The organism is Amycolatopsis sp. NPDC021455, from assembly GCF_040640995.1.
Classification (GTDB): domain Bacteria; phylum Actinomycetota; class Actinomycetes; order Mycobacteriales; family Pseudonocardiaceae; genus Amycolatopsis.
Map to the genome: position 1 here is coordinate 79,128 of NZ_JBFACT010000018.1, position 25,315 is coordinate 104,442.

Annotated in this window: 23 protein-coding genes; 6 read left to right on the forward strand and 17 right to left on the reverse strand. The window is 72.1% G+C overall.

Annotated elements, in window-relative coordinates:
• Positions 1–4: 4 nt before the first annotated feature.
• The 16 genes from AB0G28_RS21970 to AB0G28_RS22045 form a co-directional block, all read right to left on the reverse strand.
• Positions 5–2,089 carry a hypothetical protein gene (locus AB0G28_RS21970; protein WP_361091680.1) on the reverse strand — a complete coding sequence of 695 codons (2,085 nt, stop codon included), beginning with the start codon at positions 2,087–2,089 and terminating at the stop codon, positions 5–7.
• A 7-nt stretch (positions 2,090–2,096) separates the two neighbouring features.
• The gene (locus AB0G28_RS21975; protein ID WP_361091683.1) at positions 2,097–2,717 is read right to left on the reverse strand and encodes a hypothetical protein; all 621 of its coding nucleotides are present in this window, start codon (positions 2,715–2,717) and stop codon (positions 2,097–2,099) included.
• 21 nt (positions 2,718–2,738) lie between these two features.
• A complete protein-coding gene (locus tag AB0G28_RS21980) occupies positions 2,739–3,380 on the reverse strand; it encodes a hypothetical protein (protein WP_361091686.1) in 642 nt (213 codons plus the stop codon).
• A gap of 15 nt (positions 3,381–3,395) precedes the next feature.
• Positions 3,396–4,025 carry a hypothetical protein gene (locus AB0G28_RS21985; RefSeq protein WP_361091689.1) on the reverse strand — a complete coding sequence of 210 codons (630 nt, stop codon included), beginning with the start codon at positions 4,023–4,025 and terminating at the stop codon, positions 3,396–3,398.
• A complete protein-coding gene (locus AB0G28_RS21990) occupies positions 4,018–7,107 on the reverse strand; it encodes a LamG domain-containing protein (RefSeq protein ID WP_361091691.1) in 3,090 nt (1,029 codons plus the stop codon). Before AB0G28_RS21990 ends, AB0G28_RS21985 begins: the two co-directional genes overlap by 8 nt.
• On the reverse strand, positions 7,104–8,405 hold the full coding sequence (locus AB0G28_RS21995) for a baseplate J/gp47 family protein (protein WP_361091692.1): 1,302 nt from the start codon (positions 8,403–8,405) through the stop codon (positions 7,104–7,106). The genes AB0G28_RS21990 and AB0G28_RS21995 overlap by 4 nt, the downstream gene beginning before the upstream one ends.
• Positions 8,406–8,487: 82 nt before the next feature.
• Complete coding sequence (locus tag AB0G28_RS22000) at positions 8,488–8,925, reverse strand: hypothetical protein (RefSeq protein WP_361091694.1); 438 nt, start codon at positions 8,923–8,925, stop codon at positions 8,488–8,490.
• Positions 8,922–9,236 carry a hypothetical protein gene (locus AB0G28_RS22005; RefSeq protein ID WP_361091697.1) on the reverse strand — a complete coding sequence of 105 codons (315 nt, stop codon included), beginning with the start codon at positions 9,234–9,236 and terminating at the stop codon, positions 8,922–8,924. Before AB0G28_RS22005 ends, AB0G28_RS22000 begins: the two co-directional genes overlap by 4 nt.
• Entirely contained in the window at positions 9,236–10,873 is a 1,638-nt protein-coding gene (locus AB0G28_RS22010; protein WP_361091699.1) for a hypothetical protein, read from the reverse strand. The genes AB0G28_RS22005 and AB0G28_RS22010 overlap by 1 nt, the downstream gene beginning before the upstream one ends.
• Entirely contained in the window at positions 10,870–11,229 is a 360-nt protein-coding gene (locus AB0G28_RS22015) for a hypothetical protein (RefSeq protein WP_361091702.1), read from the reverse strand. The genes AB0G28_RS22010 and AB0G28_RS22015 overlap by 4 nt, the downstream gene beginning before the upstream one ends.
• On the reverse strand, positions 11,226–11,753 hold the full coding sequence (locus AB0G28_RS22020) for a hypothetical protein (protein WP_361091705.1): 528 nt from the start codon (positions 11,751–11,753) through the stop codon (positions 11,226–11,228). The genes AB0G28_RS22015 and AB0G28_RS22020 overlap by 4 nt, the downstream gene beginning before the upstream one ends.
• Before the next feature lie 23 nt (positions 11,754–11,776).
• Complete coding sequence (locus AB0G28_RS22025; protein ID WP_361091708.1) at positions 11,777–11,935, reverse strand: hypothetical protein; 159 nt, start codon at positions 11,933–11,935, stop codon at positions 11,777–11,779.
• Positions 11,936–11,938: 3 nt separating this feature from the next.
• A complete protein-coding gene (locus AB0G28_RS22030) occupies positions 11,939–12,331 on the reverse strand; it encodes a hypothetical protein (RefSeq protein WP_361091711.1) in 393 nt (130 codons plus the stop codon).
• Between the two features lie 12 nt (positions 12,332–12,343).
• Positions 12,344–13,450 (reverse strand): hypothetical protein, encoded by a 1,107-nt coding sequence (locus AB0G28_RS22035; protein ID WP_361091714.1) that lies wholly within the window; start codon positions 13,448–13,450, stop codon positions 12,344–12,346.
• 10 nt (positions 13,451–13,460) lie between these two features.
• Positions 13,461–14,285 (reverse strand): hypothetical protein, encoded by an 825-nt coding sequence (locus AB0G28_RS22040; protein ID WP_361091716.1) that lies wholly within the window; start codon positions 14,283–14,285, stop codon positions 13,461–13,463.
• 299 nt (positions 14,286–14,584) lie between these two features.
• Positions 14,585–17,386, reverse strand: a complete 2,802-nt coding sequence (locus tag AB0G28_RS22045; RefSeq protein ID WP_361091719.1) for an AAA family ATPase — start codon at positions 17,384–17,386, stop codon at positions 14,585–14,587.
• A gap of 145 nt (positions 17,387–17,531) precedes the next feature.
• Between AB0G28_RS22045 and AB0G28_RS22050 the strand changes: the two genes are divergently transcribed.
• The 6 genes from AB0G28_RS22050 to AB0G28_RS22075 all read left to right on the forward strand — a co-directional run bounded on the left by AB0G28_RS22050 (position 17,532) and on the right by AB0G28_RS22075 (position 24,293).
• Complete coding sequence (locus AB0G28_RS22050) at positions 17,532–19,427, forward strand: DHA2 family efflux MFS transporter permease subunit (RefSeq protein ID WP_361091722.1); 1,896 nt, start codon at positions 17,532–17,534, stop codon at positions 19,425–19,427.
• Complete coding sequence (locus tag AB0G28_RS22055) at positions 19,424–21,064, forward strand: AMP-binding protein (RefSeq protein WP_361091724.1); 1,641 nt, start codon at positions 19,424–19,426, stop codon at positions 21,062–21,064. Before AB0G28_RS22050 ends, AB0G28_RS22055 begins: the two co-directional genes overlap by 4 nt.
• Positions 21,065–21,167: 103 nt before the next feature.
• Positions 21,168–21,470, forward strand: a complete 303-nt coding sequence (locus tag AB0G28_RS22060; RefSeq protein ID WP_361091727.1) for a hypothetical protein — start codon at positions 21,168–21,170, stop codon at positions 21,468–21,470.
• A gap of 74 nt (positions 21,471–21,544) precedes the next feature.
• On the forward strand, positions 21,545–22,942 hold the full coding sequence (locus tag AB0G28_RS22065; protein ID WP_361091730.1) for a DUF4331 domain-containing protein: 1,398 nt from the start codon (positions 21,545–21,547) through the stop codon (positions 22,940–22,942).
• Between the two features lie 14 nt (positions 22,943–22,956).
• Positions 22,957–23,244, forward strand: coding sequence for a hypothetical protein (locus AB0G28_RS22070; RefSeq protein ID WP_361091733.1), 288 nt, complete (start codon positions 22,957–22,959; stop codon positions 23,242–23,244).
• Positions 23,244–24,293, forward strand: coding sequence for a HoxN/HupN/NixA family nickel/cobalt transporter (locus tag AB0G28_RS22075; protein WP_361091736.1), 1,050 nt, complete (start codon positions 23,244–23,246; stop codon positions 24,291–24,293). Before AB0G28_RS22070 ends, AB0G28_RS22075 begins: the two co-directional genes overlap by 1 nt.
• Positions 24,294–24,408: 115 nt before the next feature.
• Here AB0G28_RS22075 and AB0G28_RS22080 read toward each other — a convergent pair whose 3' ends face one another.
• Entirely contained in the window at positions 24,409–25,146 is a 738-nt protein-coding gene (locus tag AB0G28_RS22080; protein ID WP_361091739.1) for a hypothetical protein, read from the reverse strand.
• Between the last annotated feature and the right edge of the window lie 169 nt (positions 25,147–25,315).

Here is a 25,315-nt window from a genome sequence, read left to right on the forward strand (position 1 = left end):
GGTCCTAGTCCTCGTCCGGTTCGCGGGGACCCGGCTGGAAGCTGCGGTGCTGGTCGTTGAGGTCGTTGCGGATCACGAAGTCCTCGATGGGATCGGTCGGCCACACGAAGCCGTGGCGCCGGATGGCTTCCAGGTACCGTTCGTTCTGCGGCGCGTCGGTGACGATCAGGTTGTCCGGGTCGTTGTACCGCCACGGGTTGTCGGACAGGCGGATGCGATGCTCGACACCCAGCCCTTCGAACACCGTGCCGGACGCCGTCGGCGTGCTGATCCGCAACGCGAGACCACCCGCTTCGGCGAATCCCAGAGCCCGCATCCGCTGCTCGATCGCCAGCAGATCGGGGTCCCGGCGCAGCCGGCGCCACAGCGAGTCCCGCACCGTGTCGAAGTCGTCTCTGGCGAGATCGCGGGCCTCACGCAGGATCCGGGTGGCGATACTGCGTTCCCGGGCCGTCAACGTCCTGGTGCCCACCCGGTCCCGCAGCCGCTCGAACCGGCGCCGCAGCACCGCCAGCCGCACGCGGGTCGGCGTGGATCGCTGTCGCGCCAGCAGGTTCCGGACGTGATCGGGGATCTTCCGGTTGGCGACGCGCTCGTACTCGGCGACGATCTGTTCCCGCGACACCGCGGCGGTCGCCGCAGCCGTCGCCGGTGGCCGGGGCTGCGCGGCCGCCACGCCGGTGCCGGCGACGGCCGGGGGCGATACCGGGGGCTGGGCCGTCGCGTCGTGGGCCGTCGTGGCGGCGTCGACTGCGCCGGCCACCGCGGCCGGAGGCACCGGCACCCGCACTGTGGCCGGGGCAACCGGTCCGGGCGGGACGGGATCCGGGGTGACGGCCGCCTCCCTGGCCGCCGCGTCCGGCGTGGCCGAGGCCGCCGCGTCGCGGGCGGCCACGTCGCGAACAGCGCCGGTGCCGGCCTCGGTCACATCGCGCAGGACGAGCGACGGCACGGAACCACCGCTGGTCAGGCCGGGCACGGCCAACCCACCCTCGACACCCTCCATCGCACTCGCCGTGACCCGGCTCAACCGGCTCGTGGCCAGCCGCAACGACAGGACGATGTTGCGGGCGACGGCGGTCGTCAGCCCTTTCGCGGCCAGCCTCGCCGCGACGCGGGCCAGCGCGGTGCCCAGCTGGAACGCGCCGTGGGCCAGCAGCACGTAGTCGATCGGGCCGAGGCCCTCGTTGACCAGCGGCGGCTCGTCGTGCCACCTGAAGACCTCTTTGCCCGTCGGGTCCCACACCTGGTAGAGGTAGTCGCCGGAGCCGCCGGTCCGGGTGGTGTAGCCGATGATCCGGCCGCCGTCGAACTGCGGTGCGGTGTGCAGCCGGTTCCAGTTCGCGACGAGGTGTTCCTCGAACTGCGTCAACGGGCCGGCCATCCGCACCAGGTAGGCGTGCAGCGCCGCCTCCGTCATCTCCCACCGGCCGTCGCGCACGAACACCGAGGGCAGGTCGTGCTGGTCGCCCGGGCCCGGCACCCGTTCCCAGTGCTCGTCGAGCGTCAGGTGCGTCCGGTCTCCCACCGTGATCGGGAAGGCGAGGTTGCGGGATTCCTGCAACCGCCAGTAGTCCGGATCGTCCGGCTCCGGGCCACCGACCAGGCGCGCCAGGTCGCGGCTGACTCCGGGCCGGGAGCGCACGAGCACGCCGAACCGGAACTGGAACGACCGGAAGAACTTGTCCAGGTGCTCCGCCGCCAGCCCGTCCAGGAAGGCCGCGTAGTCGGCGGTCGAGCCGTAGACGTCGATGACCTTGGCCAGCTGGAGACGATCGTACTGCGCGGCCGGCCGCAGCAGGTCGAACAGCACAACGGCCTCCGCCAGCAGCCGCTCCTCGAACGTGGGCTGCCGGGCCGGCGGTGCCGGCCGCACCGGGAGGTCGGTCAGCTGGAACGTCACCCGGTCGGCGTCGTCCGGACCCGGACGTTCCGGCGCGCGGCCGTACCGCTGGTCCAGCACCCGCTGCGCCTCGGCCAGCCGGGCCGCCACCACCCGGCTCAGCGTCCGCCCCAGCGCCGCGAGCTGGTCGTCGGTGGGCACCCCGACGATCCGGACGGTGACCGGGATGTGGCAGTCGATCCGCACGGCCGGCTCAGCTGGTGTAGGCGAGCTGGACCATGGCGATGGTGTTGCCCGACTCGTCCGCGCTGCCCGACCGGGCCGCGAGGACGTAGTAGCGGAACGTGTCGGTGTCCACCGTCGCCAGGGCGGTGTCGACGGGCACGGTGACGTCGAACGGGTCGGCGATGCCTGGTGTCGTGTCCGATATCTCGGCCAGCTTGTCGGGCTTCGCGCCCGCGTTCAGGAGCGGGACACGGAACAGCGTGAGCTTGAACGGGACGAAGAACTTGCCGGTGGCCCGGAAGGACTGCAGGTGGATGCCATCCGGCACGGCCAGGTCCATCACCGCCTCGCCGGCGTTGCCCAGCGGCCCCAGCAGGACTCCGTTCTGGTCGTAGTCCCAGAAGGAGTCCTCGAAGGGCAACGGCCGGAAATCCAGGCCGGGTGTCAGGTGCTGGTTGCCGGTCGCGTCGTTGACCGGCAGGGCGAGCGCGGCGTCGATCTGCTGGACGACGGTGGCCATCCGGTGCAGATCGGCGGCGATGGCGTCGAACCGCACGTTGAACCCATTGGGACCGCCGGCTCGGATCCGGTCGACGTTGTCGATCCAGTTGAGGTGGCGGAAAGTGGGCGTGAAGGACAGATCGGTCATGACGGTGCGCCCTTTCTCGGCTCAGGAATTGGCGAACGCGAGGCGGATGTTGTCGATCACCATGGTTCCCTGGCCGAAGAGCGCGATGAGCGTGAACCTGATGAAGTAGCGGAACGTGTTGAGGTCGACCTGGGCGAACGTGCTGGTCACCGCGGCCGTCTCGGTGATCGGGGCGGTGGAGTGGGCGATCACCGCCAACGAGTCCGGAGTCGCCGGCGAATCGCTCTGCCGGACCGGAGCACGGAACAACTCGATCCGGCACGCCGTGGCTTCGGGAACGTTGCCGGTCACGAAACCGTTGGCCCGCATCGAAATCAGCCTGACCCGGTCGGTCAGCGTCAGGTTGGTGACACCGACGACGGTTCCCGCCTGGGACTGGACCTGTGCGAGCCCGTTCGCCGAGGTGAACCAGCCGACCGCCGGCGACACCTGGCGCACCACCGGCGTGAAGATCAGCTCCTGGGTCGGCGGCGGTGGCGCCGGTGCGACGGACTCGTCGATAGCCTGGCCGATCTGGGTGACCACGGTGGACAGGGTGCGCAAGTCGCCGGCGATGGTGTTGAACCTGCCGTTGAAGCCGTTGGACCCGCCCGCCACGACACGGTCGACCCGGTCCACCCAGTCGGTGTGGTGGAACACCGGCGTGTAGTTCACGTCAGCCACGATGTGCTCTCTTCCTCAACCGGTCGCGTAGATGATCTGGAAAGCGGCGAGCGTCGCCGTCACGTTTCCGGCCGGTGTGGTCGGGACGCCGGCCTTGATGACGTAACGGAACGTCTTGGGATCGACGAGTGCCAGCGTGGGATCGATGGGTTTCACCTTGTCGAACGGGTTGGCGTCACCGGTCACCGATGCCAGCACCTGCGGCGGCGGGGGCGACGTGCCGAGCGCCACGCGGACCAGCGAGACCGCGATCGACACCCCGGCCGCCTGGCCGACGGCACGGAACGAAACCAGCCGGACCCCGTCGGGCGGCACCACCAGCAGCACTCCGTCCGCGCTGCCGCCCGGTGCCGCCTGAGCGGCGCCCGACTCCGTGATCGCCCACGGCGTCAACCGATCGGTCGGCACGAGCGCCGGCGGCAGCACCAGTTGGCGCAGCGGGGACGCCTGGCGCGCGTCGATCGCGGCGCCGACCTGGGCGACCACTGTGGACAGTTGCTTCAGGTCGTTCTCGATCGCGGTGAACCGGCTGTTGAAGCCGCCCCGGTCGTCGGTGCGTTCCGGGTGGTCGGCGGCCTCGACCGGGTCCGTTCCGTCCACCCAGGCCGTATGGCGGAAGGTCGGTGTGAAAACGATGTCAGCCATGGGCGGGCCTTCTCACCTGGGGCGGCAGTGGGCCGCGGACGCGGAACTTCGGGTACGTGAAGTCGGGGTTGGCCTGTAACAGGTCGTCGGTCCGCAGGTCGATCACGTGGGCGCGGATCGCGGCCGTGTTGACCTCGACGCCGATCGGGTGCAGCACGTTCAGGACGTTCATGATCAGGTCGTGCTGGTCCTTCGTGATCACCGTCGTGTCGTCGTCCAGTCCCGGCCGCAGGCGCACCTGGAAGGTGTACGGGCTGGGCTGCCCGCCGACCAGGTAACCGGCCTGCACCCAGGCGGTTCCCGCGGACTCGGCGTGCAGCGTCACGACGGGCCGGGTGCTGGACGTGAGCGTGATGGAGGCGTTGTCGAACGCGCCCGACGACCAGCCCAGCCGCGGGCCTTCGCCGGGCACCTGGCCGGTCAGGCCCGCCAGCGGCGGCGCCGGATGGGCCATGAGTTCCAGGTCGTCGCCCTCGAGGAGTTCGATGACCGCGCCCTGGCCGCCCGAGGTCGGCGTGACCGCGACGAGTTGCCCGGGCGCCTGCCGGATGATGACGTCGCGGGCTTTGTGCTGGACGTGGCTGAAGCCGACCGCGAACGCGACCCCGGCCAGCGCGCCGGGTGTCAGGACACTGTGCCGCATCAGCAGTTGCCGGCCCTGGGTCCCGGTCGGGCCGGCGGTCACCGCCAGCCGGCCCCCCACGTTCCTGCGGGCCAGTTCGGCGAGCAGCGCGTCGAGCAGTTCGGCGACCGCGGGCTGCACCAGGTGGGCGCCATCGGTGCTGTAGTCCACCCGGGGATCGTCGTGGCGCACCAGGAACACCGCATCGAAGAACAGGTCCGGAGGGTCCACGATGGACTCGGGGGCGACGAGACTGCCGTCGGCGGCGATGTTCCGCCCGTCGGGCAGGTCGGTCAGGCCGACGCGCAGGACACGGGTGGCCGAGACCGTGCGGCCGTTGCGGATCACGTCGGCCTTGACGACCACCCGGCCGGCGGCCGTGGCCAGCAGGGTCGCCGTGCGCTGCGGGGTGCCCGTGCCGCCGGCCGGCGTGAGTACGGCTCGGCCGGCGCCGGTGGTGGGCACGGTGACCCAGTGCAGGAAGGCGTCGGCGGGTGGCGCGGGCCGCAGCGAGAGCGTGACCGTGGCGCCCGCGTCGAGGTCGGTGGGGCCGGCGCCCCCAGTGCCGAGGTCGATCGCGAAGTAGTCGCCGGGCGCGGCGGCGGCGTAGACGCGTCCCGCACTGGCGCGATGGCTCACGTAGTCGAAGCCGGCCCGGTGGGCCAGGGCCGCGAGCTTGCCCAGATCTTTCGAGCTGTGCCCGAGCAGCACCGCCCGGCCGGTCGCCCGCAGATCGTCGGCCTGGGGGTCGAACGCCGAATCGACCAGCAGCCGGCCGGGCAACGCGGCCGCCAGGTCGGCGACCAGCCGGTCCAGCCGTTCGGCGACGCCGACCTGCAGCAGATGCGGGTCGGCCGGCCGCTCGCCGACGCCCAGCGCCCGGATCGGCGCCGGGGCGAAGTCCACATCGGACCGTTCGTAGCGGAACAGGAAGTCCGGGTCGAACAGCTCCTCCTGGCCGGCTGTGCCGACCACGGCCGCCTCGGCCGTGTTCCGCCGGCCGGCCGCGTCGATGGATTCGCCGGGCCGCAGCGTTTTCGGGCGGATGTGGACCAGCCGGGTGCCGCGGACCAGGGTGGCGTTCGTGTCGTCCACGACCAGCGGTGGGATCGGGGTTTCGCCGGGTTCGGGTGGTGGGCCGATCCGGCCGACCAGTTCGTTGAGCACCGCGGCCAGGTTGGCCGGGGTGGGGAGGGTCCAGCGGCGGAACAGGGCCAGGCGGCGACGGTAGTGCTCGTCGGACTCGCCCAGGACCGGTGCGAAGTCCTGGCGGGCCACCGAGCTGATCCGCACCTCGTCGACCACCCCGCGGAAGCCGCCGCCCGCCGCGCCGATCAGCAGGTTCGCCGTGGTGGCCACGGTGTCCAGCGGGAACAGGAACCGGAAGGCCTGGAACACCCCGTCGACGTAGACGCTGACACCGCGATCGACGGACCGGTCGACCACCGCCGCGATGTGGGTGAAGCGATCGGCCGGCAGGGTGACCTCGGCGCACACGTCGATGACGGTGGTGCCGTCGCTGATGGTGAACCGCACCTCGGACCCGGCGTCGCCGATCCGCAGCACCCAGCCGGGGCTGTCCTCGCCGGGGTCGGGATTCTTGCTGATCACCGGCCCTTCCCCGGTGTCCGGATCGGGGCGGACGAAGCACTCGATGGTGGCGTCGCCGTCGATGTCGAAGTCCGTGCTGCTCGGTGCGGTGACCACGGCCGCCGCCGTCCGGAACGCCATCGCCGTGCCGTACCGGCCGGGCACGCCCACCTGCACGTCCGCCGAGAGGGTTCCGCTGCTGCCGGTCCGGCCGGGGAATCCGGCCGCGACGTCCGCCGCCGGCGACTTCGGGTCGTCCAGGTGGTAGAGGGCGACCGTGCCGGCGTCGAAACTGTGCGACAGCGGCGGGAAGCGCGGCACGCCCAGGTCGTGGCCGATGATGTCCAGGCTCAGCCCGACCGCCGAGGACACGTGCCGTTGCGCGAGTGTCCGGGCGGCGTGCCCGCGCAACAGCTCGCGCTCGGCGCCCACCACCCACAGCAGTTTCGCCGTGGTGCCCAGCAGCGCGGTCAGCGTCAGCCAGTTCTGCGGGCTGTTGTCGTCCGGTCCGGGCTGCATCGTCAGCACCCGCGCGCGAGCCGTGACCGTGACCGGGTTGTCGAACAGGAACGTCGTGCCGGCCACCGTGCCGGCGGGGACGGTGACGGTCGAGGACAGCGTGACCGAGCCTGGCTCGTCGTAGTCCAGCCGGACGGTGGTGTCGACGTCGAAGTCCCGGGTCACCCCGAGCACGTAGCGCGGCTGGGGCAGCACGCCGAAGCGGGCGAAGTGATCGGAGAAGTCGTAATCGTCCACTGTGGCCTGTGAGCTGGCGAACAGCGTCAGGCCCAGCGAAAGCGTGTCAGCGCCGCGTTCGAACGGTGCGGTGAGCCTGCGGCCCATCCGGGTCGCGGCGATCGGGCCGGTCACCGGACCACCACCGTGACGTCCAGGCTGTCGCCGCCGGCCGCGAAGGTGGCCAGCTCGGTCGGTCCCATGGTCAGGTTCTCCCCCACCGCCGCCTCGGCGATCACGTCCTGCATGGGCACGTCGCCGAAGGTGATCCGGCCGAACGCGGCCGGTGCCCGGCGCAGGTGCAGGCCCTGCACGTCCAGCACCCCGGGCTGTTCCACGAACGCGCGGACCACCTGCGAGTACAGCACGTCGCCGCCCAGCCGCAGCGCGCCGATGTCGGTGGTCAGCCGCCGGCCGATCGCGGCGAGCAGCGCGGTGCCGTCCGAACCGGACTCGATCACCACCGTGGCGCGCACGCCGATCTCGATGTGGTCGGCCTCCACGACGTTCGCGTGGATGCCGATCGGCCGCGCCGCGTCGACCGCCGCGGTGACCTGTTCGAAGATGCCGGGCACCGGACCGATGGTGCGCCACGGGCGCACGAAGTCGTGCGCGACCACGACGGAGAAGAAGTACGGCTCCCCCGCGCGCCGTTCGCTGCTGAACGCCCGCTGGTCGAAGTTGAACAGGTCGAAGTAGCTCTGCGAGACGTCCACGCCGCCCAGCGGGTCGGACAGCACGACGTCGAGGACGCCGGAAACGCCGAGGGCGGCCTGGGCGACCGCGTCGGCCGTCCAGAGGTTGCGGGCCAGCCCGAGCAGCCGGCCGCGGTAGGAGGCGTCGGACTCGGTTCCGCTGCCGCCGCTGGTCGCCGCCCGGTTGGTCACCGTGAAGGCCGCGCCGGTGTCGGCGAGGAACTCCGCGTGGTAGGCCGGGTCGATGCCGGCGATGACGCCCGCGTCGACGTCACCGGCCGGCCCGGGCGCGAACGCCATCACGGCCACGTCGGCGAAGCGGGTCGACGAGTCCAGCGTGACCGGCGCTGTCGTGCCGTACGCCCGGACCGGGTCGCCGGTCACCACGATGGTGCCCGCCGGCAGCACGTACTGCTGCCCGGCGACCGGGTCGGTCACCGTGATCCGCACCGTGCCGGTGCTGGGCGAGGCCGCCCTCGGCAGGCCGACGTCCTCGCCGAGCTGGTCCAGCGCCGCCCCCACCGCGGTGGACATGAAGTTCGCGTAGTACAGGTCCTCCAGGCGTTTCCACAGCTCACCGTCCTCGGCGGCCGTGGTCTCCAGGATCTTGCGCAGCGCGCTGGTGCTGGTCAGGTCCACGTCGGTGAACACGGCGCGGGCCCGGTCGAAGGACTCGCTGAGCAGCACGTCGACCGGTTTGACCACGAACCCGGCCGGCGTCACCCCGAAATCGGTCACGACAACTCCTCGCTGGCGCTCGTCGCCGCCGTGACCGGCGGTGCTGTGTTGAATGGTGACCTCGCAAGCTCGCTCACGATCGTCATCCCTCCACGTCAGCCCGCAGGGTCACCGGTGTGCCGGTCACCGTGTCGACGTGGACCTCGGCGGTCCACCGGCGACTCAGCCGGGCGGTGGTGGCGGCCTCCGGGTCGGCGGCCGCGCGGGCCGGGTCGTCGTCGAACGTGACCTGCCGGACGGCGCTGACCCTCGGGTCCGCGCCCACCGTGCCGACCAGGTTCAGCTTGAGCAGTTCCTTGACCATCCGGGTGCTGTTGGGCCGGGTGAACGCCTGGGTGACGTCCAGTCCGTAGGTCGTGTTGAAGCGGTCCGAGCCGCTCGGCGTCAGGATCCGCAGGGTCAGCGCCTGGACGAGGTTGGCGATGCCGGCGACCTCGGCGAGCCGCCCGTCGGAGAACACGAGGTCCCCGTTGTCGACCAGCAGGCCGCGGCCGAACGGGTCCCCCGCCGGGGCGGTCACGCCGCCTCCAGTTTCGTCTGCCCGCCGGCCCCGATCGTCCACGGGCCCACGTTCGTGAGGCCCTGCGCGGACTGCAGCAGCACCGGATCGTCCCCGACCTTCAGCGCGGCGGACACGCCGAGGGTGACCGCCTTGATCGAGGTGCACGGCGGTCCGCTGGTGAAGCCGCAGTTGAACGTCATGCCGGTCACGTCCGACTCGGTGACGGCCGGATCGCTGTCCACGCGCAGCGATGTCTGGCCGGACGTGAGCTTGACGGGGAGCTGGTGCGCGCACAGCAGTGTCGACGCGGTGGTCAGGACGGCGGTCATCACGACACCACCACTGCCGAGCCGTTGAGTTTCATGCTGACCTCGCCGTTGGTGAAGGTGATCGGCTTGTCGGCCGTGGCGATGGTGACGCCGCCGTCGGTGCCGATCGTGATCGTGGTGCCGCTCTGGTGTTCGATGGTCACGGTGCTGTCCGCGGGCGGATCGGGCCTGGTGCCCACGGGTGGCAGCGCGCCCGCGCCGACCAGGATGTGCAGGCCGGCGGTCTGGATCACCCGGTGCCCGGTGGCGTCGGTGAGATCGTTGGCGCCCTTGCCGGTGGGCAGGCCGTCGCCGCCGATGGCGGTGGGCAGCGCGAGCCAGTGGTCGCCCGGCTGGTTGGGCGGCCGGCGGCCGGCCAGGTCGGCCGGCCAGACGAACCCGGCCAGCACCGCGTCGTCGACCAGGCCCCGGTTGTGCGCCAGCAGCGCGCGCATCCCCGGGTACACCGGGACGACCAGGCCGGTGTCGGCGAACGCGAACGCCGACGCGATCGGTTTGCCGTGCAGGCTCACCGTGGAGTCGACGGGACCGGCCACGCTCGGTGTGGTGACCGCCGAGCCGGGGTCCTGGGCGTAGTGCAGCGACGCCACGTGGTCGCCGGCCACGTACTCCGTGACCTCGCCGACGTCGACGGCCGGGTGGTCGTCGTGCTCGCGGAGGATCATCTCCCGCCACCGGTCCACGACCACCTGCGCGCCGGTGTGCACCTGAGCCCGCTTGCCGGCCTCGGCCGAGACCAGGCCGAGGTGCGCCGTGTAGCCCCCGCTGGTGGTGAACCGGTGCACCACCCGGGACAGCCGCAGCGGTCCGGCCGGGACACCGGACAGCCCGGTGATGGTCGCGACCTGACCCACCCGGAGCAGGGGATGGCCGAGCACGGTCAGGTGCGCCGTGGTGCGCACCGGCGGCGCCGGGGCGCTGGCCGTGTCCTCTCCGTCGAGGCTGTCCAGCGAGACGATGTTGGTGTTGGGGTCGAACGTGACCGGCGCCGTGTCCGCCGGCGCGCCGACGGCGTCGCCGAGGTGGACGTGGCCGTCGCGCACGACCAGTGGCACGTCGGCGCGTTCGGCCAGTACCCGCAGTGCGTCCAGTGTGGACCCGCTGCGCGCGGTGAAATCGGTGAGGGTGCCCGGCAGCGTCGAGTTGGCGGCCAGTGGCACGCCGGCCAGCTTCGCCAGGTTCTCGGCGAAGGTCAGGGTGGGGCCCTCGGCCGTCTGGTCGAGCGCCGCGGCCGTGTTCCGCAGCCGGTAGCCGGCCGTCTCCTGACCACACAGGACGGTCCGGGCGTACCCGTCGTCGCCGACCCGGCCGATCACCCTGGTGATCCGGCCGACCAGCACCAGGCCCCCGTCGGCGGTCTTCGTGACCGGGTCGTCGAAGTAACCCAGGTGGATCGACACCGTCACCGGCCCGGTCGCCTGGACGGCCCGGATCAGGTCCGCCTTGGCTGTCGGCAGGTTGATCAGCGTGACCTCGAACGTGTCCGTCGCGGCGCCCTCGGTCATCGTGACGGTGATCTCGGCGTCCAGCCCCAGCGAACCGGAGTTCACGTCGTTGGACACGGTCAGCGGCAGCCCGAGGCGCCCCGGCGCGGTGGGCGCCGCGATGTCGACGCGGTACCTGATCGCGAAACTCATCGCAGCCCCACCCCGCCGACGACCTGGGAACCGAACGAGCCGATTCCGTTGAGGTTGCGGGGATCCACCCGCATGGTGGGAAACGTCAGCACCAGCTCGCCCGCCCGGTACTCGACACCGGGCACCAGCTTGCGGCGCAGGACGGTGGTCAGCCCGCCCGGCTCCTCGCGATCCACCGTGAGCACCAGGAACGCGTGTTCGGCCGGCAGGTCCAGCGGGCCGGACGCGCCCTCCAGCACGTCCTCGGCCACGGCGGCGTACAGCAGGAACTGGTAGGTCCGGCCGGCGAACGTCAACCGGAACGCCTGCGGGAACCCGTCCGCGGGGTCGATCGGCAACCGCAGGAAGTCCGTCATGTCAGCACTCCTGCCGGCAGTGGCTCACCGGCGGTCCGGGGGACCGGGTTGGGCGCGGGGGTGCTGGGCAGGGCGGCACTGCCCGGCGCGAGGCGGGTGTCGGTCGCGTCGCCCGGGGTGGCGGCCGGGCTGCCGGGCAGGACCTGTTCCAGCGTGATCGACACGTCCAGCGCGTCCCGCTTGCCGACGCTCTGGGTGAACCGCAGGTCGGTCACCTGCATGTTGAGGTTGGTCGTCATCCCGGACACCACGGAGATGCCCACCGCCCCCTGCCCGGCCGGCGCGTTGGCCACCAGTTGCCGGGACGTCAGCGCGACGTTCTCCAGTTCCTTCTTCTGGTCCAGCCGGCCGTCACCGAGCAGCACGGCCTCGATCGCGATCGTCTGGTTGGTGGGCTGGGTCGCCTGGACGAACCGGCTTCCCATGATCCGCTCGATGCGGTACCCCTCGTTGACCGTGATGCTCTGCACGTGCAGCAGCTGCACGGACCCCACCAGGACGGGCGTGTTCGGCTGTGGTGCCAAGGTGTCCTCCCCTCGAGACTGCGTCAGATCCGGGTGGTCAGTTCCCGGTCGAACTCGCCGAACACGTGCTCGGCGATCCGTTGTACCTCCACATCGGACAGGGTGCCGACCACTTCGACCCGGACCGGGAAGTAGTAGTTGACGACCGGCTCGTCCTCGGGGGAGTCCTCGTCCCGGGCCACGGCTCAGGCCTCCACGCCGACCGACAGCGCCAGGCAGCTGAACGTCGCCTGCGGCACGCCGTCGACCATCACGTTGCTCGGGTTCGCCGACGTGATGACGCAGCGGGCGAACTTGATCGCGTTGAACGCCCAGTCGGTGCCGCTTTTCTCCGCCACCACGATCTGGAACTCGCCGCCGTTCGCGGCGAGCTCGGTCAGGTCGGCGACCGCGGACGCCACCGCCGGCACGCCCATGGTGAAGGTGAACGTGAACGGCTGGCGGACGAAACCGGTGTTGTCCGCCTCGATGCTGTGCAGCACGGTGTGCGGCACGTTGAACGTCGGCGTGAACGTCGAGATCGGCGTGATCGTGGCGTCGCCGAGCTTGACCTCGAGCCGCGTGTTCCAGTCGGCCATCGGGATTTCCTCCTAGTCGAACTTCAGGCTGATCGAAATGCGGTGCACCGCGCCGGCGTACTTCAGGGCGGCCAGCACCTGCACCAGCCGCGCCACCTCCGCGTCGTGGATCCGCTGGGTTTCTTCGGGAGTCCGCGTCGCCGGGTCCTTGTCCAGCAGCGCCAGCAGCGGGACGACGACCTCGAAGCCGTTGAGCACGTCCGTCTCGACCAGCGGCGTGAGGATCGCCTCCATCCGGGCGATCAGCGTGCGCAGGCCGGACCGGGTGATCCGCACGTTCCCGATGGAGCTGATCAGCCGCGCCTTGAGCTGGAACGACACGTCGTCCACGAACCGGACGACGTCGATGTACTTCTTGCCGTGGCTCGCGTCGCCCGTGTAGCTCTCGCCCATGAAGACGCCGTTGCCGGGGATGAGCGACGGCGTGGTCAGCCAGTTGACGCCCAGGCCGGCGGGGCCGCTGGCGGCGGTCTCCTTCCCCGGGTCGTTGAGCTTTTCGATGTCCGCGTGACTGAACGGCGGGCTGACGATGTTCACCGGCTTGAGCAGCAGCGACACCGACGGTTCGTACCCGGCGATGGTGCCCGCGACCGCCGCCGCGGCGTCCTGGTCGCTGTTGTGGGCGATGTAGACCATCCGCTCGTTCGGCAGGATGACCCCCGGATCGGCCGCGCCCTTGTCCAGCATCGCGACGCCCATGCGCTCCATGCCGTCGGCACCGGTGTTCGACACGGACGTGACGTGGTCGGAAAGCAGCTGGATCGGGGCGTCCTTCGGCGTGGTGGTCTTGTTCACCGGTGTGTTCGCCAGCACCACGAGCTGCACGTTCAGCGCGGCGACCGCGCCGAGCGCGGTGGCCCAGTCCGGCGTCTCGGTGGCCACGGGCACGCCGTAGACCAGCGCCGGGCCGGGTGTCTGCGCGAACGCGAGGGCGATCGCGGCGCCCAGCTCGCCGGGAAAGGCCTTCTTGGCGTCGTCGGGATTGGTGAACAACGCGGCCTTGCCGATCGCCGCGGTCGTGGACGTCGTCCGCCCCACCACCGCGATGTTGCCGAACGCGCGGACGGCCGGCGCGAACAGGTTGACGATCGGGTCGACCCGGATGTACCGAACTGCCATCAGATCCTCCTCATGTTGTGGGCACAAAGAGGCTGACGACGCCCTCTTTGCCGTAGAGCTGTTCGACATCCGTCTCGGTGAGCCCGTCGGGCAGCCCGTCCGCCGCGACGACGACGGCCGTCGCGTAGGCCTCGGTCGCGTCGACCGGGATGCCCGCCGGCGCCGGGCCGGTGAGTCCTTTCGCGGCTTCCCGCACCAGCCGCGTGGCACGCAGCCCGGCGGCGAGGTCGAAGGGATCGGCGATCACGGCGGCCAGCGTGACCGGCAGCGTGTGCCGGTTCGCGGGGTCGTCCGGATCGAAGGTGCCCGGCCTGCGCAGCTGGATCTCGGTCACGACGTAGTCGAAGGCGTCCCGCAGTTCCTCGACCGTGCTGATGCGGTGCTCGGCGAGGAACGCGTCGAGATCGAAGAACGCGAACCGCGCCCGGAACTCGTCCAGCGTGGTGAAGGTGTCGAAAGCCTTCGCAAGCACGGCTTCCGCACCGCTGGGATCCACCTCGGTGACCACCGTGACGTCGATCCCGGCCAGCAGGTCGATCCACAGTGGATCGGCCGGCGCCGGCAGGGTGAGCGTCAGCTCGGTGCGGGTGAAGGACGGCACGAGCTGGGACCACGAGCCGTCCTGCCGGCCGACGGGGAACAGCGGCCGCTGCAGGCTCACGGTCCGCACGTGCACGGAACCGACCTGGTCGATGCGCGCCGCCGACAGGTCGTAGGTCGCCGCGAGCATCGTCCGGACCCGGCTGCCGTCGACGTCACCGGCCGGCAGCAGCAACGAGCCGAGTACGGCCGGATCGCTCAGTTCGCGCAGCGCGCGATCGCTGAACACGGTCATCCGCGGGCTTCCCTCTCAGCCGATCAACCACCCGCCGTGCGTCCGCACCGGGGTTCTGCATCGACATTCGCAGGCCCCGTCGACAATCTGTCGACAGTCCGTCGACACCCCGACCGGACCGGCCTGTCGCAGGTGGACTGTCCACGGTCTCCGCAGGTAAGGGCCCGGAGGCTGCCAACCCGGTTCGATCGTGCGAACCGGACAGACGACCGCCGGCTCAGGCTGCCGCCTTCTTCAGCAGGCCGCTGCGCGCACCGGTCATCGGCGCCGTGGCGTCACCCGCGGTCGATCACCCCGGGCTAAGGGGTGCCGCCCGGGGTGGGCAGGGCCTTGGCGATCTCGTCGCGGCCGCGGATCCGGAGCTTGCGGTAGGTGTTGCTGAGGTGCCACTCGACCGCTTTCACGGTGATGAACAGGGCGTTGGCGATCTGGCGGTTCGTCTGGCCGTCGGCTGCGAGCCGGGCTACGCGGCGCTCGCCGGGGGTCAGCTCGGGGGTGTGGCTGCGGGCCGGTGCCCGGCCGCCGGCGAGGTTCAGTTCCGTGCGGGCTCGGTGCGCGAGGTGAACCGCGCCAAGCGTTTCCGCCAGTGTGATGGCCTCACGCAGGGGGTCGCGGGCTTCGGCCGGGCGGCCGGTGCGGCGGACTGCGGCGCCGAGTTCGACGAGGGTGGTGGCGTGTTCGAGGTGTGCCGCGCAACCGTGGTGGAGGCCGGACGCGGAGCGGAGCAGTTCGATCGACTGCTCGCCGCGGGCGAGCAGGCCGGCGGCACGCCGGGCGACGCCGATGGCACGCGGGGCGCCGAAGCGTTCGGCGAGGGTGAGCTCCTCCGTGATGAGTTCTTCGGCGGTGTCGCGCTGCCCGAGGCGCAGCGCGGCCAGCCCGGCCTCCGAGCGCCAGGACAGCATCACCGGGTTGAGCTGCGCGATCTCGACAAGGTGCTGCCCGCAGCGAGTGAACGCCCGCAGCGCCTCGGCGTCCTCTCCGCGCCGGGCGGCGACCCGGGCGGCCGCCGCGAGCCGCCAGGCCGCGAAGAGCCCGAACGGCGTGGCGTGCTCCTCGACCGCCGCGAGCACGGTCTCGGCCTGGTCGGTGTCGTCCTGTTCGAGGAGCGCGGAGACCAGGCAGAGACCGGCCGCCGAAACGTACATGTGCCCCGCCCCGCGCCAGACGTCGAACGCGGTGCGGGCGTCGTCCACGGCCTCGGCGACCGGCCCGGTCCACAGGAGCTGCCGGGCACGGAACACCGTCACACCGGCGAGTGCGATCGTCGACCCGCGCCGCCGCGCGTCCGCCGACGCGAGCTGGAAGGCGTGCTCGGCAGTCGGATAGTCGTCGCAGTAGCTCAATGCGCCCATCGTGTGCCACAACGCTTGGGAGTCCGCGCCGGCCTCGGTGGCCAGCCGCCCGCCGGCGAACAGGTCCTTCGCGATCGTCAGCAGTTCGTCGCGGTTCCCGCCCGCCGCCAGCTGCATGATCATCGCCTTGCTGGTCAGTGCCCGGTCGGCGGGGCCGGCCAGCCGGGTCGGCCGGTCGAGGACCTCCCGCACCCGCCGGTGGGCCTCGGCCACGTGCTTCGGGCTCAGCATCGCCGAGGTCAGGTAGGCCGCGTCCAGGGCAGCGGCGAGCTCGTCGTCACCGGCGAGCTCCGCACGCCCGCGCAAGCAGGCCTCGCAGGCCTCGTCGAGCCGTCCCCGGTCGTGCAGGAGCCGGCTCAGCTCGAGCAGCAGCGCCGCACGGGTGCGGGCGTCGCCGGCCAGCTCGACGGCCTCCGTCAGGTGCGCGACGGCGTCCTGACCGCCGGTGGCCCCTTCGGCGCGCCCCAGCTCGGCGAGCAGTTCCGGCCGGACCGCCGCCGAGGGCGGTTCCCGCAACGCCCGGTCCAGGTACCGCACCGCGGACCCGGGCGCGCCGCGGGCGAAGGCCCGGCGAGCCGTCGCGCGCAGGGTGGCGACCACCTCGTCGTCCTCGGCGGCCGGCGACTCCAGCAGGTGGGCGGCGACGCACTCGTCGGCCGCGCCGTCGCCGACCAGCAACGCGGCGGCCCGGCGGTGCTGTGCGGCGCGCCCGCGTGGCGGGAGGTCGTGGTACACGGCGGAGCGCACCAGCGGGTGGATGAACTCCAGCGGGTCGCCCGGTCTGAGCAGGTCCGCGTGGGTCAGCTCGTCCGCGGCGGACGGCGCCGCCGACGTGCCGACCTCCGCCAGCTCGGCGGCCATCTCCAGCGGGGCGTTGTTCTCGAATACCGCGACCGCCCGCGCCAGCCGGCACGCGGCCGGCGACAGGGCCGCCAGCCTGCGCCGCACCGAGCGAGCCAGTGAACGCGAGGCGAGTGCCGCACCCCCGGCGAGGATCTCGGCGTCGGTGCCGCCGGGTTGCGCCTCGATGGCCACGAGCAGTTCCCGCAGGTGCAACGGGTTGCCGCCGGTCAGGTCGAAGCAGCGGCGGCAGAAGCCGTCGTCGGCCTCCGGGCGGCGACGGCGGACGAGCTCGGCGACCGCGTCCGGGCCGAGCGGTTCGAGCCGGCACATCGTGCCGTCCGGGTCGCCGGCCAGCTGCGCGAGCAGCCCGTCCTCACCACGCGTCCCCGGCCTGGCGGCGACGAGCACGCCGATCGGCAGGTCGGCCAGGCGACCGAGCAGGAACGTCAGCCAGCGCAGCGACGGCCCGTCGGCCCACTGGGCGTCGTCGACCGCGATCAGCAGCGGCGCCCGCTCGGCCAGCCGCACCGCCAGCCAGTAGAGCCCGTGCAGGATGGCGAACCCCGCGTCGGCCGCCGGCAGGTCGCCCGGCTCCTCCGCGGTGCGGAAGACCAGCCGGGCCGGCGCCGCCGGGCCGGCCAGCAGATCCGTACCGCCGAGCGCGGCCCCTTCGAAGAGGGTCCGGGCCACCCCCCAGGCGAACGCCGTCTCCAGCTCGTGGCCGCGGGCCCGCAGCACCAGGTGCCCCTGGGCACGGGCCATGGCGGCGGCGTGCTCGAGCAACGTCGACTTCCCCAGCCCCGCGGCGGCCTCGACCAGCAGCAAACCGCCCCGGCCGGTGCCGGCGGCGGCCACCAGCGCGGCCACCGCGTTCAGCTCGCCGGCGCGCTCCAAGAGCTCCACCGGCTGGGGTCTCGCGGCCAGTTCGGGCGACACAACCTCGAAGTCTGGCACGATGCCCGGCCCGGGTACATCCCCGGGAACTGGGGTGGAGCCTGGGGTTTCGCCCTAGTGCCCGCGAACGTGACCGGAACGCAGGCTGACGGCCATGAGCTTGTTCGCCCGGACCTTCGCCATCACCTCGTCGGCGTGGTTCCTCTTCGCACTCGACCGCCTGGCCGTCACCACCGCCCTGCCGTCGATCAGGACCGACCTCGGCGCCGGCCTCGCGGGCACCGAGTGGACCGTCAACGCCTACACCCTGTCCTTCGCCGTGCTGCTGCTCGCCGGCGCCGCCCTCGGCGACCGGTTCGGCCGCCGCCGGATGTTCGCCGTCGGGTTGACGGTGTTCACCGCCGGGTCGGCCGCGGCGGCGCTCGCCCCGGGCATCGGTGCCCTGGTGGCGGCCCGCGCGGTCCAGGGCGCCGGTGGGGCGATCTTCGCACCGCTGTCCATGACCATGCTCAGCGCGGCCTGCCCGGCGGCGCGCCGCGGTGCGGTCCTCGGCGCCTGGGGCGGGATCGGCGGCCTCGGGGTGGCCGCCGGCCCGGTGCTGGGCGGTGCCCTCACCGGTCTCGCCGGCTGGCCGTGGATCTTCTGGCTGAACGTCCCGCTCGGCCTGGTGCTGGTTCCGCTGGCCCGGCGGTGCCTGCGGGAGAGCCACGGCCCGCACGACCGGCTCGACCTGCGTGGCGTCGCGCTCAGCGGGGCCGGGGTGCTCGGCGTGGTGTGGGCGGTGATCCGCGCGGGCGGAGACGGCTGGGCGCGGCCCGACGTGGTGGTGGCGCTGGCTTCCGGCGTCCTGGCCCTGGTGCTGTTCGTGGTCTGGGAGACGCGGGCGCCGGCGCCGATGCTGCCGATGCGGTTCTTCCGCCACCGGGCCTTCGCCATCGCCAACGTCACCGTGCTGCTGATGTACGCGGCGCTGTTCGGCGCGCTGTTCCTGATCACGCAGCTGCTCCAGGCCGGGCAAGGCGCCTCGCCGCTGCACGCGGGGTTGCGCATGCTCCCGATGGTCGTGATGCCGATGCTGCTGACGCCGATGGCCGGTGCCTTCTCCGACCGGTGGGGCACGCGCCCGCTGATGGCGTCCGGCGTCGCGCTGGTCGCCGCCGGGCTGGCCTGGCTGGCGGTGGTGACCACGCCGGACGTTGCCTACGGCGCGTTGGTTCCCGGGATGGCCTTGCTGGGTGCCGGTTCGGCGCTGTTCTTCGCGCCGGCGGCCGCCGCCGTCCTCGGCGCGGTGGCGCCGCGCGAGCAGGGCCAGGCTTCCGGTGCGGCGACCGCCGTCCGCGAGATCTCCGTCGTCCTCGGTGTCGCGGTGCTCGCCTCGGTCTTCGCCGCCCACGGCGATCTCGGCTCGCCCGCCCGGCTCGTCGCCGGCCTGGTGCCGGCCCTGTGGCTGGGCGCGGTGCTCGCCGGAGCCGGGGCACTGGCCGCGCTCGCCCTCCCCCGGGCCGCCGGTCCGCGGGTGCGGGCGGCCGGAGCCGCCGACCACGCGGCGATCCGGGACGTGCTCGGCGTCGCCTACGCCCAGTACGCGGGAGACATCTCCCCGCGGGTGTTCGACGCCTACCGCGCCGACCTGCTCGACCTCGACCGGCACGCCTGCCACGGGCAGCTGCTGGTCGCGGAGGTCGACGGGCAGATCGCCGGCTACGCGGCGTTCTACCCGGACGCCACCGTGCAGAACCTGGGCTGGCCCGGCGGCTGGGCCGGCGGCCGGGGCATGGCCGTGCATCCCGACTTCCGCGGCCGGGGCGTGGCCCACGCGCTGATGGCCGCGCTCGAAGACCGGGCCCGCGCGTCGGGCGCCCCCGTCTTCGCCTTCCACACCTCCGGCTTCATGACCGCCGCGCTGGCGCTCTACGCGCGCCTGGGCTACCGCCGTGCGCCGGAGTTCGACCGCGACATGAACGCCCACTACGGCCTCGACGCCTGCCTGCCCTGGCCGGCGCTGGCCTACCTGAAAAACCTGTCCGCACCACACGGAGGAACCCGATGACCACCCTGTCCCACACCCGAGGACCGGCCGATCTCCCCTTGCTGGCGGAGACGATCGGCGACAACTTCGACCGCATCGCCGCCACCCACGGCGCCCGCGACGCCCTCATCGAGCACGCGACCGGCCGGCGCTGGACCTATGCCCGGCTCCGGGCCGACGTCGACGCCCTCGCGCACGGCCTGATCCGGTCAGGCGTCGCAAAAGGCGACCGGGTCGGCATCTGGGCGCCGAACTGTCCGGAATGGACACTCGTCCAGTTCGCCACGGCCAAGATCGGGGCGATCCTGGTGTGCGTCAACCCGGCGTACCGGACCCACGAACTGTCCTATGTGCTCAACCAGGCCGGGATCCGCACCCTGGTCGCCGCGCCCGGCTTCAAGGGCGCGGACTACACCGCGATGATCGACGAGGTGCGCGCGGACTGCCCGGACCTGCGCGACGTCGTGGTGATCGGCAGCCCGGCGTGGGCCGCACTGCCCGACCGGCACGGGGATCCGCGCGTGCTGGCGCGGCGGCAGGCGGAGCTGTCCCCGCACGACGCGATCAACATCCAGTACACCTCGGGCACCACCGGCCACCCCAAGGGCGCCACCCTGACCCACCACAACATCCTCAACAACGCGTTCCTGACCGCCGAAGTCTGCGAAATCACCGAAGCCGACCGGATCTGCATCCCGGTCCCGCTCTTCCACACGTTCGGCATGGTGATCGGCAACCTCGGTGCGACCACGCACGGCGCGTGCATGGTCTACCCCGCACCGGGTTTCGACCCGGCGGCCACCCTCGCCGCGGTCGCCGAGCACCGTTGCACCGTCCTTTACGGGGTCCCGACGATGTTCATCGCCGAGCTGGCGGTGCCCGGATTCGCCGGCTTCGACCTGTCCAGCCTGCGCACCGGCGCCATGGGCGGCTCGCCGTGCCCGATCGAGGTGATGAAGCAGGTCGTGACCCGGATGGGGATGACGGAGGTGACGATCATCTACGGGATGACCGAGACCTCGCCGGTCTCCACCCAGACCCGGATCGACGACCCGCTCGAACGCCGGGTGTCCACTGTGGGCAGAGTGCACCCGCACGTCGAGATCAAGGTCATCGACCCCGAGACCGGCGCCACCGTGCCCCGCGGCGAGCCCGGCGAGCTGTGCACCCGCGGTTACTCGGTGATGCTCGGCTACTGGGACGAGCCGGACAAGACCGCCGAGGCGATCGACGCCGCGGGCTGGATGCACACCGGCGACCTCGCCGTGATGGACGACGCCGGTTACCTCAACATCACCGGGCGGATCAAGGACATGGTGATCCGCGGCGGGGAGAACGTCTATCCCCGGGAGATCGAGGAGTTCCTCCACACCCACCCCGACATCCACGACGTCCACGTCATCGGCGTCCCCGACGAGCGGTACGGCGAGGAGATCATGGCCTGGATCAAGCCGCGTCCCGGTGCCGCCGGGCTCAGCGCCGAGACCATCCGGTCGTTCGCCGACGGGAAACTCGCGCGCTACAAGATCCCCCGCTACGTCCACCTCGTCGACGACTTCCCGATGACCGTCAGCGGCAAGGTGCGCAAGGTCGAGATGCGCGCCGCGGCGATCGAGCTTCTCGGCCTCGGCGAGGCGGCGGCGATCGAACACGCCTGACCCGCGGCCGGGTTTTCGTGAACCGGGCAATCCGGGGGAAGGGGTGCGCCGAATATCGGGCGAGCGGGCGGTGCGAGCGCCCACAGCAGCGAGGAGTTGGCTCATGGCTCAGGAAGAACAGCCCGGCACGACGGCCGCGTCCGCCGGTGGGGTGTCCCGTCGCCGCGCGTTGCTGGCGGGCGCCGGCCTCGCCGCCGCCGGGGTGGCGGTGGGCGCGGGGGTCCCGTCCGTGGTGTCCGGGATCGCGGAAGCCGGCGGTCCGGTGACGAATCCGGCCGATCCGGTCATGGTGCACCTGCGGGACGCCGGCTCGGGAGAGCTCGACGTGTTCGTGGGCGACCGCCGGATCCAGGTCACCGACCGCGCTTTCACGGCGCGCCTGGTGAAGATCGTCGACGCCGCCTGAGTCTTGCCGGAACCCTGGTCTCCAGCACCGGGCCTGTCGCCCGGCTCCCCTTCTCCCACCCGTGAGGTTGAACCATGTCTTCACACCGTGAAGCGCCCGAAATCGCCAAGGACCCCGTCGCCGACTCCAGCGACGTCTACGCCTTCGTCAGCCCGGACAGACCGGACACCGTCACCCTGATCGCGAACTACGTGCCGTTGCAGGCACCGGCGGGCGGCCCGAACTTCTACGAGTTCGGCGACGACGTCCGGTACGCGATCCACGTCGACAACAACGGTGACGGCAAGGCGGACGTCACCTACGAGTTCCGGTTCACCACCCAGGTGCGCAACGAGAACACCTTCCTCTACAACACCGGCCCGATCCAGGCCCTGGACTCGCCGAACTGGAACCGCAGGCAGTTCTATGCGGTCACCCGCCGGGACGGCCAGGGCCGCGAGCAGCTGCTCGGCCGGAAGTTCCCCTGCCCGCCGTGCAACATCGGCCCACTGTCCACACCGGACTACAAGGCGCTCGCCGACGCGGCGGTGCGCGATCTCGGTGGCGGGCGGAAGGTGTACGCGGGGCAGCGCGCCGAGGGCTTCTACGTCGACCTCGGGGCGATCTTCGACCTGCTCGACCCCCGGCCGTTCGCCGACGCGCACGCGCACTTCGGCCTGACCAAGTTCCCGCAGTCCGGCCCGGGCGTCAACGCCACCAAGAACCTCAACGTGCACTCCATCGCACTGCAGGTCCCGATCGCCGACCTGACCCGGGAGGGGTGGCACGGCAAGGACGTCGACGATCCCCGCGCCACCATCGGCGTGTGGACGACCGCGAGCCGCCAGCGCGTGCGCATGCTCGATGCCGACCGCAACAACACGTGGAGCACCGGACCGCAGCGGCAGGTCTCGCGGCTGGCCAACCCGCTGTTCAACGAGGTCATCGTGCCCATGGGGCGCAAGGACTTCTGGAACACGCAGTCCCCGGACGGGGACAGCAGGTTCGCGAAGTTCGTGGCGAACCCCGAGGTCGCCTCGCTGCTGCCGGGTCTGTTCCCCGGGGTGTTCCCGAACCTCGACGTGCTGAACAAGTCCGGCAAGCCGCGCGCCGACCTGCTGGCCATCCTGCTCACCGGCATCCCCGCCGGGCTGATTCCGGGCTTCCAGAACTTCACCGGCAAGACCCAGGCCGACCTGATGCGGCTGAACACCGCCATCCCGCCGTCGAAGAAACCCAGCATCTTCGGGCTCCTCGGCGGCGACCTCGCCGGTTTCCCCAACGGGCGCAGGGTGTTCGACGACGTGGTCGCGATCGAGCTGCGCGCGATCGCGGGCGCCACCTACCCGCTGGTGGACAAGACCTTCACGGCCGACCCGGCGGCGGCGAAGGTGGACGACGGGGTGACCCCGGACAGCCTCGACATCCCCTACCTCGACCGGTTTCCCTACCTCGGCGTGCCGAACAGCGGCTTCACCACCCCGCGGTCCTGAACGGAGAGCCCACCATGGACACCCTGATCCTGGACATCGGCGGCGACGTCGGCGCGCTGGTCGTCCACACCGGCCCGCAGCACTGCGAGCGGGAGATCGAAATCAGCCCGGGAGCCGGCTCCGACACGCCGCGGAGCCACAACGTGGTGCACGCCCGGCACAACCGGGAGCGGACCGCCTACACCGCCGTTTTCCCCAGCGTGCCGGCCGGTGACTACACCGTCTGGCACCCCGACGGCGCACCGCACGCCACGGTCACCGTTCGCGGTGGCCGGGTGAGCGAGCTCCGGCTGGTCCCGTGATGGCGGATCCGGTACGGCTCAAGGCGCGGGTGCTCGCCGGCCTGTCCCGGGACGACCGCCGCCGGCTGGCCGGCATGGGCGGTTTCGTCGTGTTCCTGCACCTCTTCGGCGCCGGGATGCTGCTGCCGGCCACGAGCGGCGGGTCAGGTCTCGGCGCCGGGATCGGGGTCACGGCCTACGTCCTGGGCATGCGGCACGCGTTCGACGCGGACCACATCGTCGCGATCGACAACACCACCCGGAAGCTGCTCGGCGACGGGCGGCGGCCCCTCTCGGCCGGCTTCTGGTTCTCGCTCGGCCATTCGACGGTCGTCCTGGTGCTCTGCGTCGTGCTGGGATTCGGTTCCCGGGCGGTCGCCGACAGCGTGGCCGACGGCTCGTCCCTGCTCCACGGGGTGACCGCGACCGGGGGTGCCCTGGTTTCGGCGGGGTTCCTCCTGTTCATCGGAGTGCTGAACGCACGGGCCTTCACCGGCCTCCTGCGCCTGGCGAGGCAAGCCCGCGACGGCAGCCACGACGAGGCGGAACTCGAGCGGCAGCTACGCTCGCGCGGGCTGGTCGCGCGCCTGCTCGGCCGGCTGAGCGGGTCGGTCGGCCGGGAGTGGCACCTGTACCCGATCGGGCTGCTGTTCGGCCTCGGGTTCGACACCGCCACCGAGGTTTCGCTGCTCGTCCTGTCCGGCAGTGTCGCGCCGGCCGTGCCCTGGTACGCGTTCCTCGCCCTGCCGGTGCTGTTCGCCGCGGGGATGAGCGCGTTCGACGCGGCGGACGGGGTGGTGATGACCGCCGTCTACGAGTGGGCCCTGCTCGGCCCGGTGCGGAGGATCCGCTACAACCTGCTGGTCACCGGAATCTCGGTGGCGACCGCGGTGCTGGCCGCCGGGATCGGGCTGGCGGGGCTGCTCGGCGTCGCGTCCGGCCCACCGGCGTGGCTCCGGGAAATCGGCGCCGGCTACGCGGGGTTCGGCATCGTCGCGCTGTTCCTCTCGGCCTGGCTCGTCGGTGCGCTCGTCTGGCGGGCCGGCCGGCGGTTCGGGAAAGCCTGGTGACCGCCGCCGGGCCGGCGACGCCTCGGCGACGGCCGCCGGAGAGGTCGGCCGCCGCCTGCGCGTTGTAGCGGCGGTAGCCGGAGGCGTCGCGTTCGGGCTCGGCAACAGGACGTGCTCAACGATCCGGGAGCCCTGCGCCGGGAGGTGCGGGATCCGGTTCCGTCTCCGGCCATGACTGGGGCGCGGGGCCGAACGCGCGCCGGGCGGCCCGGACCGCCAGGGCGGCCACGGTGGCGTTGGCGCCCCCGCCGATCACCGCACCGATGCCGAACGGAACCACCCGGCCGAGCACGATGATGCCCTGCTTGGTGCCGTACTTGGTGACGAAGTTCCTGCCCAGGACTCTGTTGATCTGGTGCAGCGTCGCCATGGGGACCTTGCTGACGAGCTGGCGGGCCCAGTGCTGACCGGTGCGCTCGGCGACCTTGCCGACGATGGCGTTGGAACCCGACTGCCCGAGCAGGATCCCCATGACCAGCGTCCGCCGGCGTTCGATCTCGTCCAGCCGGACGCCGTGGACTTCGGCGACCGAGAGCACGAACAGGGTGCTCAGTTCGAGCGAAGAGAAGGCCTCGCCCGCCGACAACGCCAGGGCGACCCCGGTGCCCACGGCGGGCGCGGCCGCGGTCGCCCCGACCGCGGCTCCGGTGCTCGCCAGGGCGCTGAGGTACATCCGCTCCAGGGCGCGCACGACCTCCGCCGGTGTCGCCTCCGGGTTGCGCTGACGAGCGCGGGCGATGTTCTTGCGCACCAGCGGTGTCTGCAGGCCGATGGCCTTGTCCAGCAGCTCGAGGACCGGCTGTCCCGGCCCGCTCGCCGCCGGGACCGGTCGGTCAAGGGCATCAGAGGCCACGGCGAGCTCCTTCGGTCGTCAAGTCGTGGCCCAGTCTCGCACCCGCGCGGTCAGGGCCCCTCCCGGTGCCGACGTCCGCCGTGGCCGGCCCAGAAGCCCCGCTCGTCGTGGCCGCGTGCTCGCTCGCCCTCGTCCTGCCGACGACCCAGTGGGTCACCTTCTCGGAGTA

Excerpts from the sequence above, each read along its gene's own strand:
- AB0G28_RS22030 (WP_361091711.1), bottom strand. The coding sequence starts at position 12,331 with ATGGCCGACTGGAACACGCGGCTCGAGGTCAAGCTCGGCGACGCCACG.
- AB0G28_RS22035 (WP_361091714.1), bottom strand. The coding sequence starts at position 13,450 with ATGGCAGTTCGGTACATCCGGGTCGACCCGATCGTCAACCTGTTCGCG.
- AB0G28_RS21985 (WP_361091689.1), bottom strand. The coding sequence starts at position 4,025 with ATGGCTGACATCGTTTTCACACCGACCTTCCGCCATACGGCCTGGGTG.
- AB0G28_RS22040 (WP_361091716.1), bottom strand. The coding sequence starts at position 14,285 with ATGACCGTGTTCAGCGATCGCGCGCTGCGCGAACTGAGCGATCCGGCC.
- AB0G28_RS22065 (WP_361091730.1), top strand. The coding sequence starts at position 21,545 with ATGTCTTCACACCGTGAAGCGCCCGAAATCGCCAAGGACCCCGTCGCC.
- AB0G28_RS22070 (WP_361091733.1), top strand. The coding sequence starts at position 22,957 with ATGGACACCCTGATCCTGGACATCGGCGGCGACGTCGGCGCGCTGGTC.
- AB0G28_RS21975 (WP_361091683.1), bottom strand. The coding sequence starts at position 2,717 with ATGACCGATCTGTCCTTCACGCCCACTTTCCGCCACCTCAACTGGATC.
- AB0G28_RS22005 (WP_361091697.1), bottom strand. The coding sequence starts at position 9,236 with ATGACCGCCGTCCTGACCACCGCGTCGACACTGCTGTGCGCGCACCAG.
- AB0G28_RS22075 (WP_361091736.1), top strand. The coding sequence starts at position 23,244 with ATGGCGGATCCGGTACGGCTCAAGGCGCGGGTGCTCGCCGGCCTGTCC.
- AB0G28_RS22050 (WP_361091722.1), top strand. The coding sequence starts at position 17,532 with ATGAGCTTGTTCGCCCGGACCTTCGCCATCACCTCGTCGGCGTGGTTC.
- AB0G28_RS22055 (WP_361091724.1), top strand. The coding sequence starts at position 19,424 with ATGACCACCCTGTCCCACACCCGAGGACCGGCCGATCTCCCCTTGCTG.
- AB0G28_RS22010 (WP_361091699.1), bottom strand. The coding sequence starts at position 10,873 with ATGAGTTTCGCGATCAGGTACCGCGTCGACATCGCGGCGCCCACCGCG.
- AB0G28_RS22060 (WP_361091727.1), top strand. The coding sequence starts at position 21,168 with ATGGCTCAGGAAGAACAGCCCGGCACGACGGCCGCGTCCGCCGGTGGG.
- AB0G28_RS22015 (WP_361091702.1), bottom strand. The coding sequence starts at position 11,229 with ATGACGGACTTCCTGCGGTTGCCGATCGACCCCGCGGACGGGTTCCCG.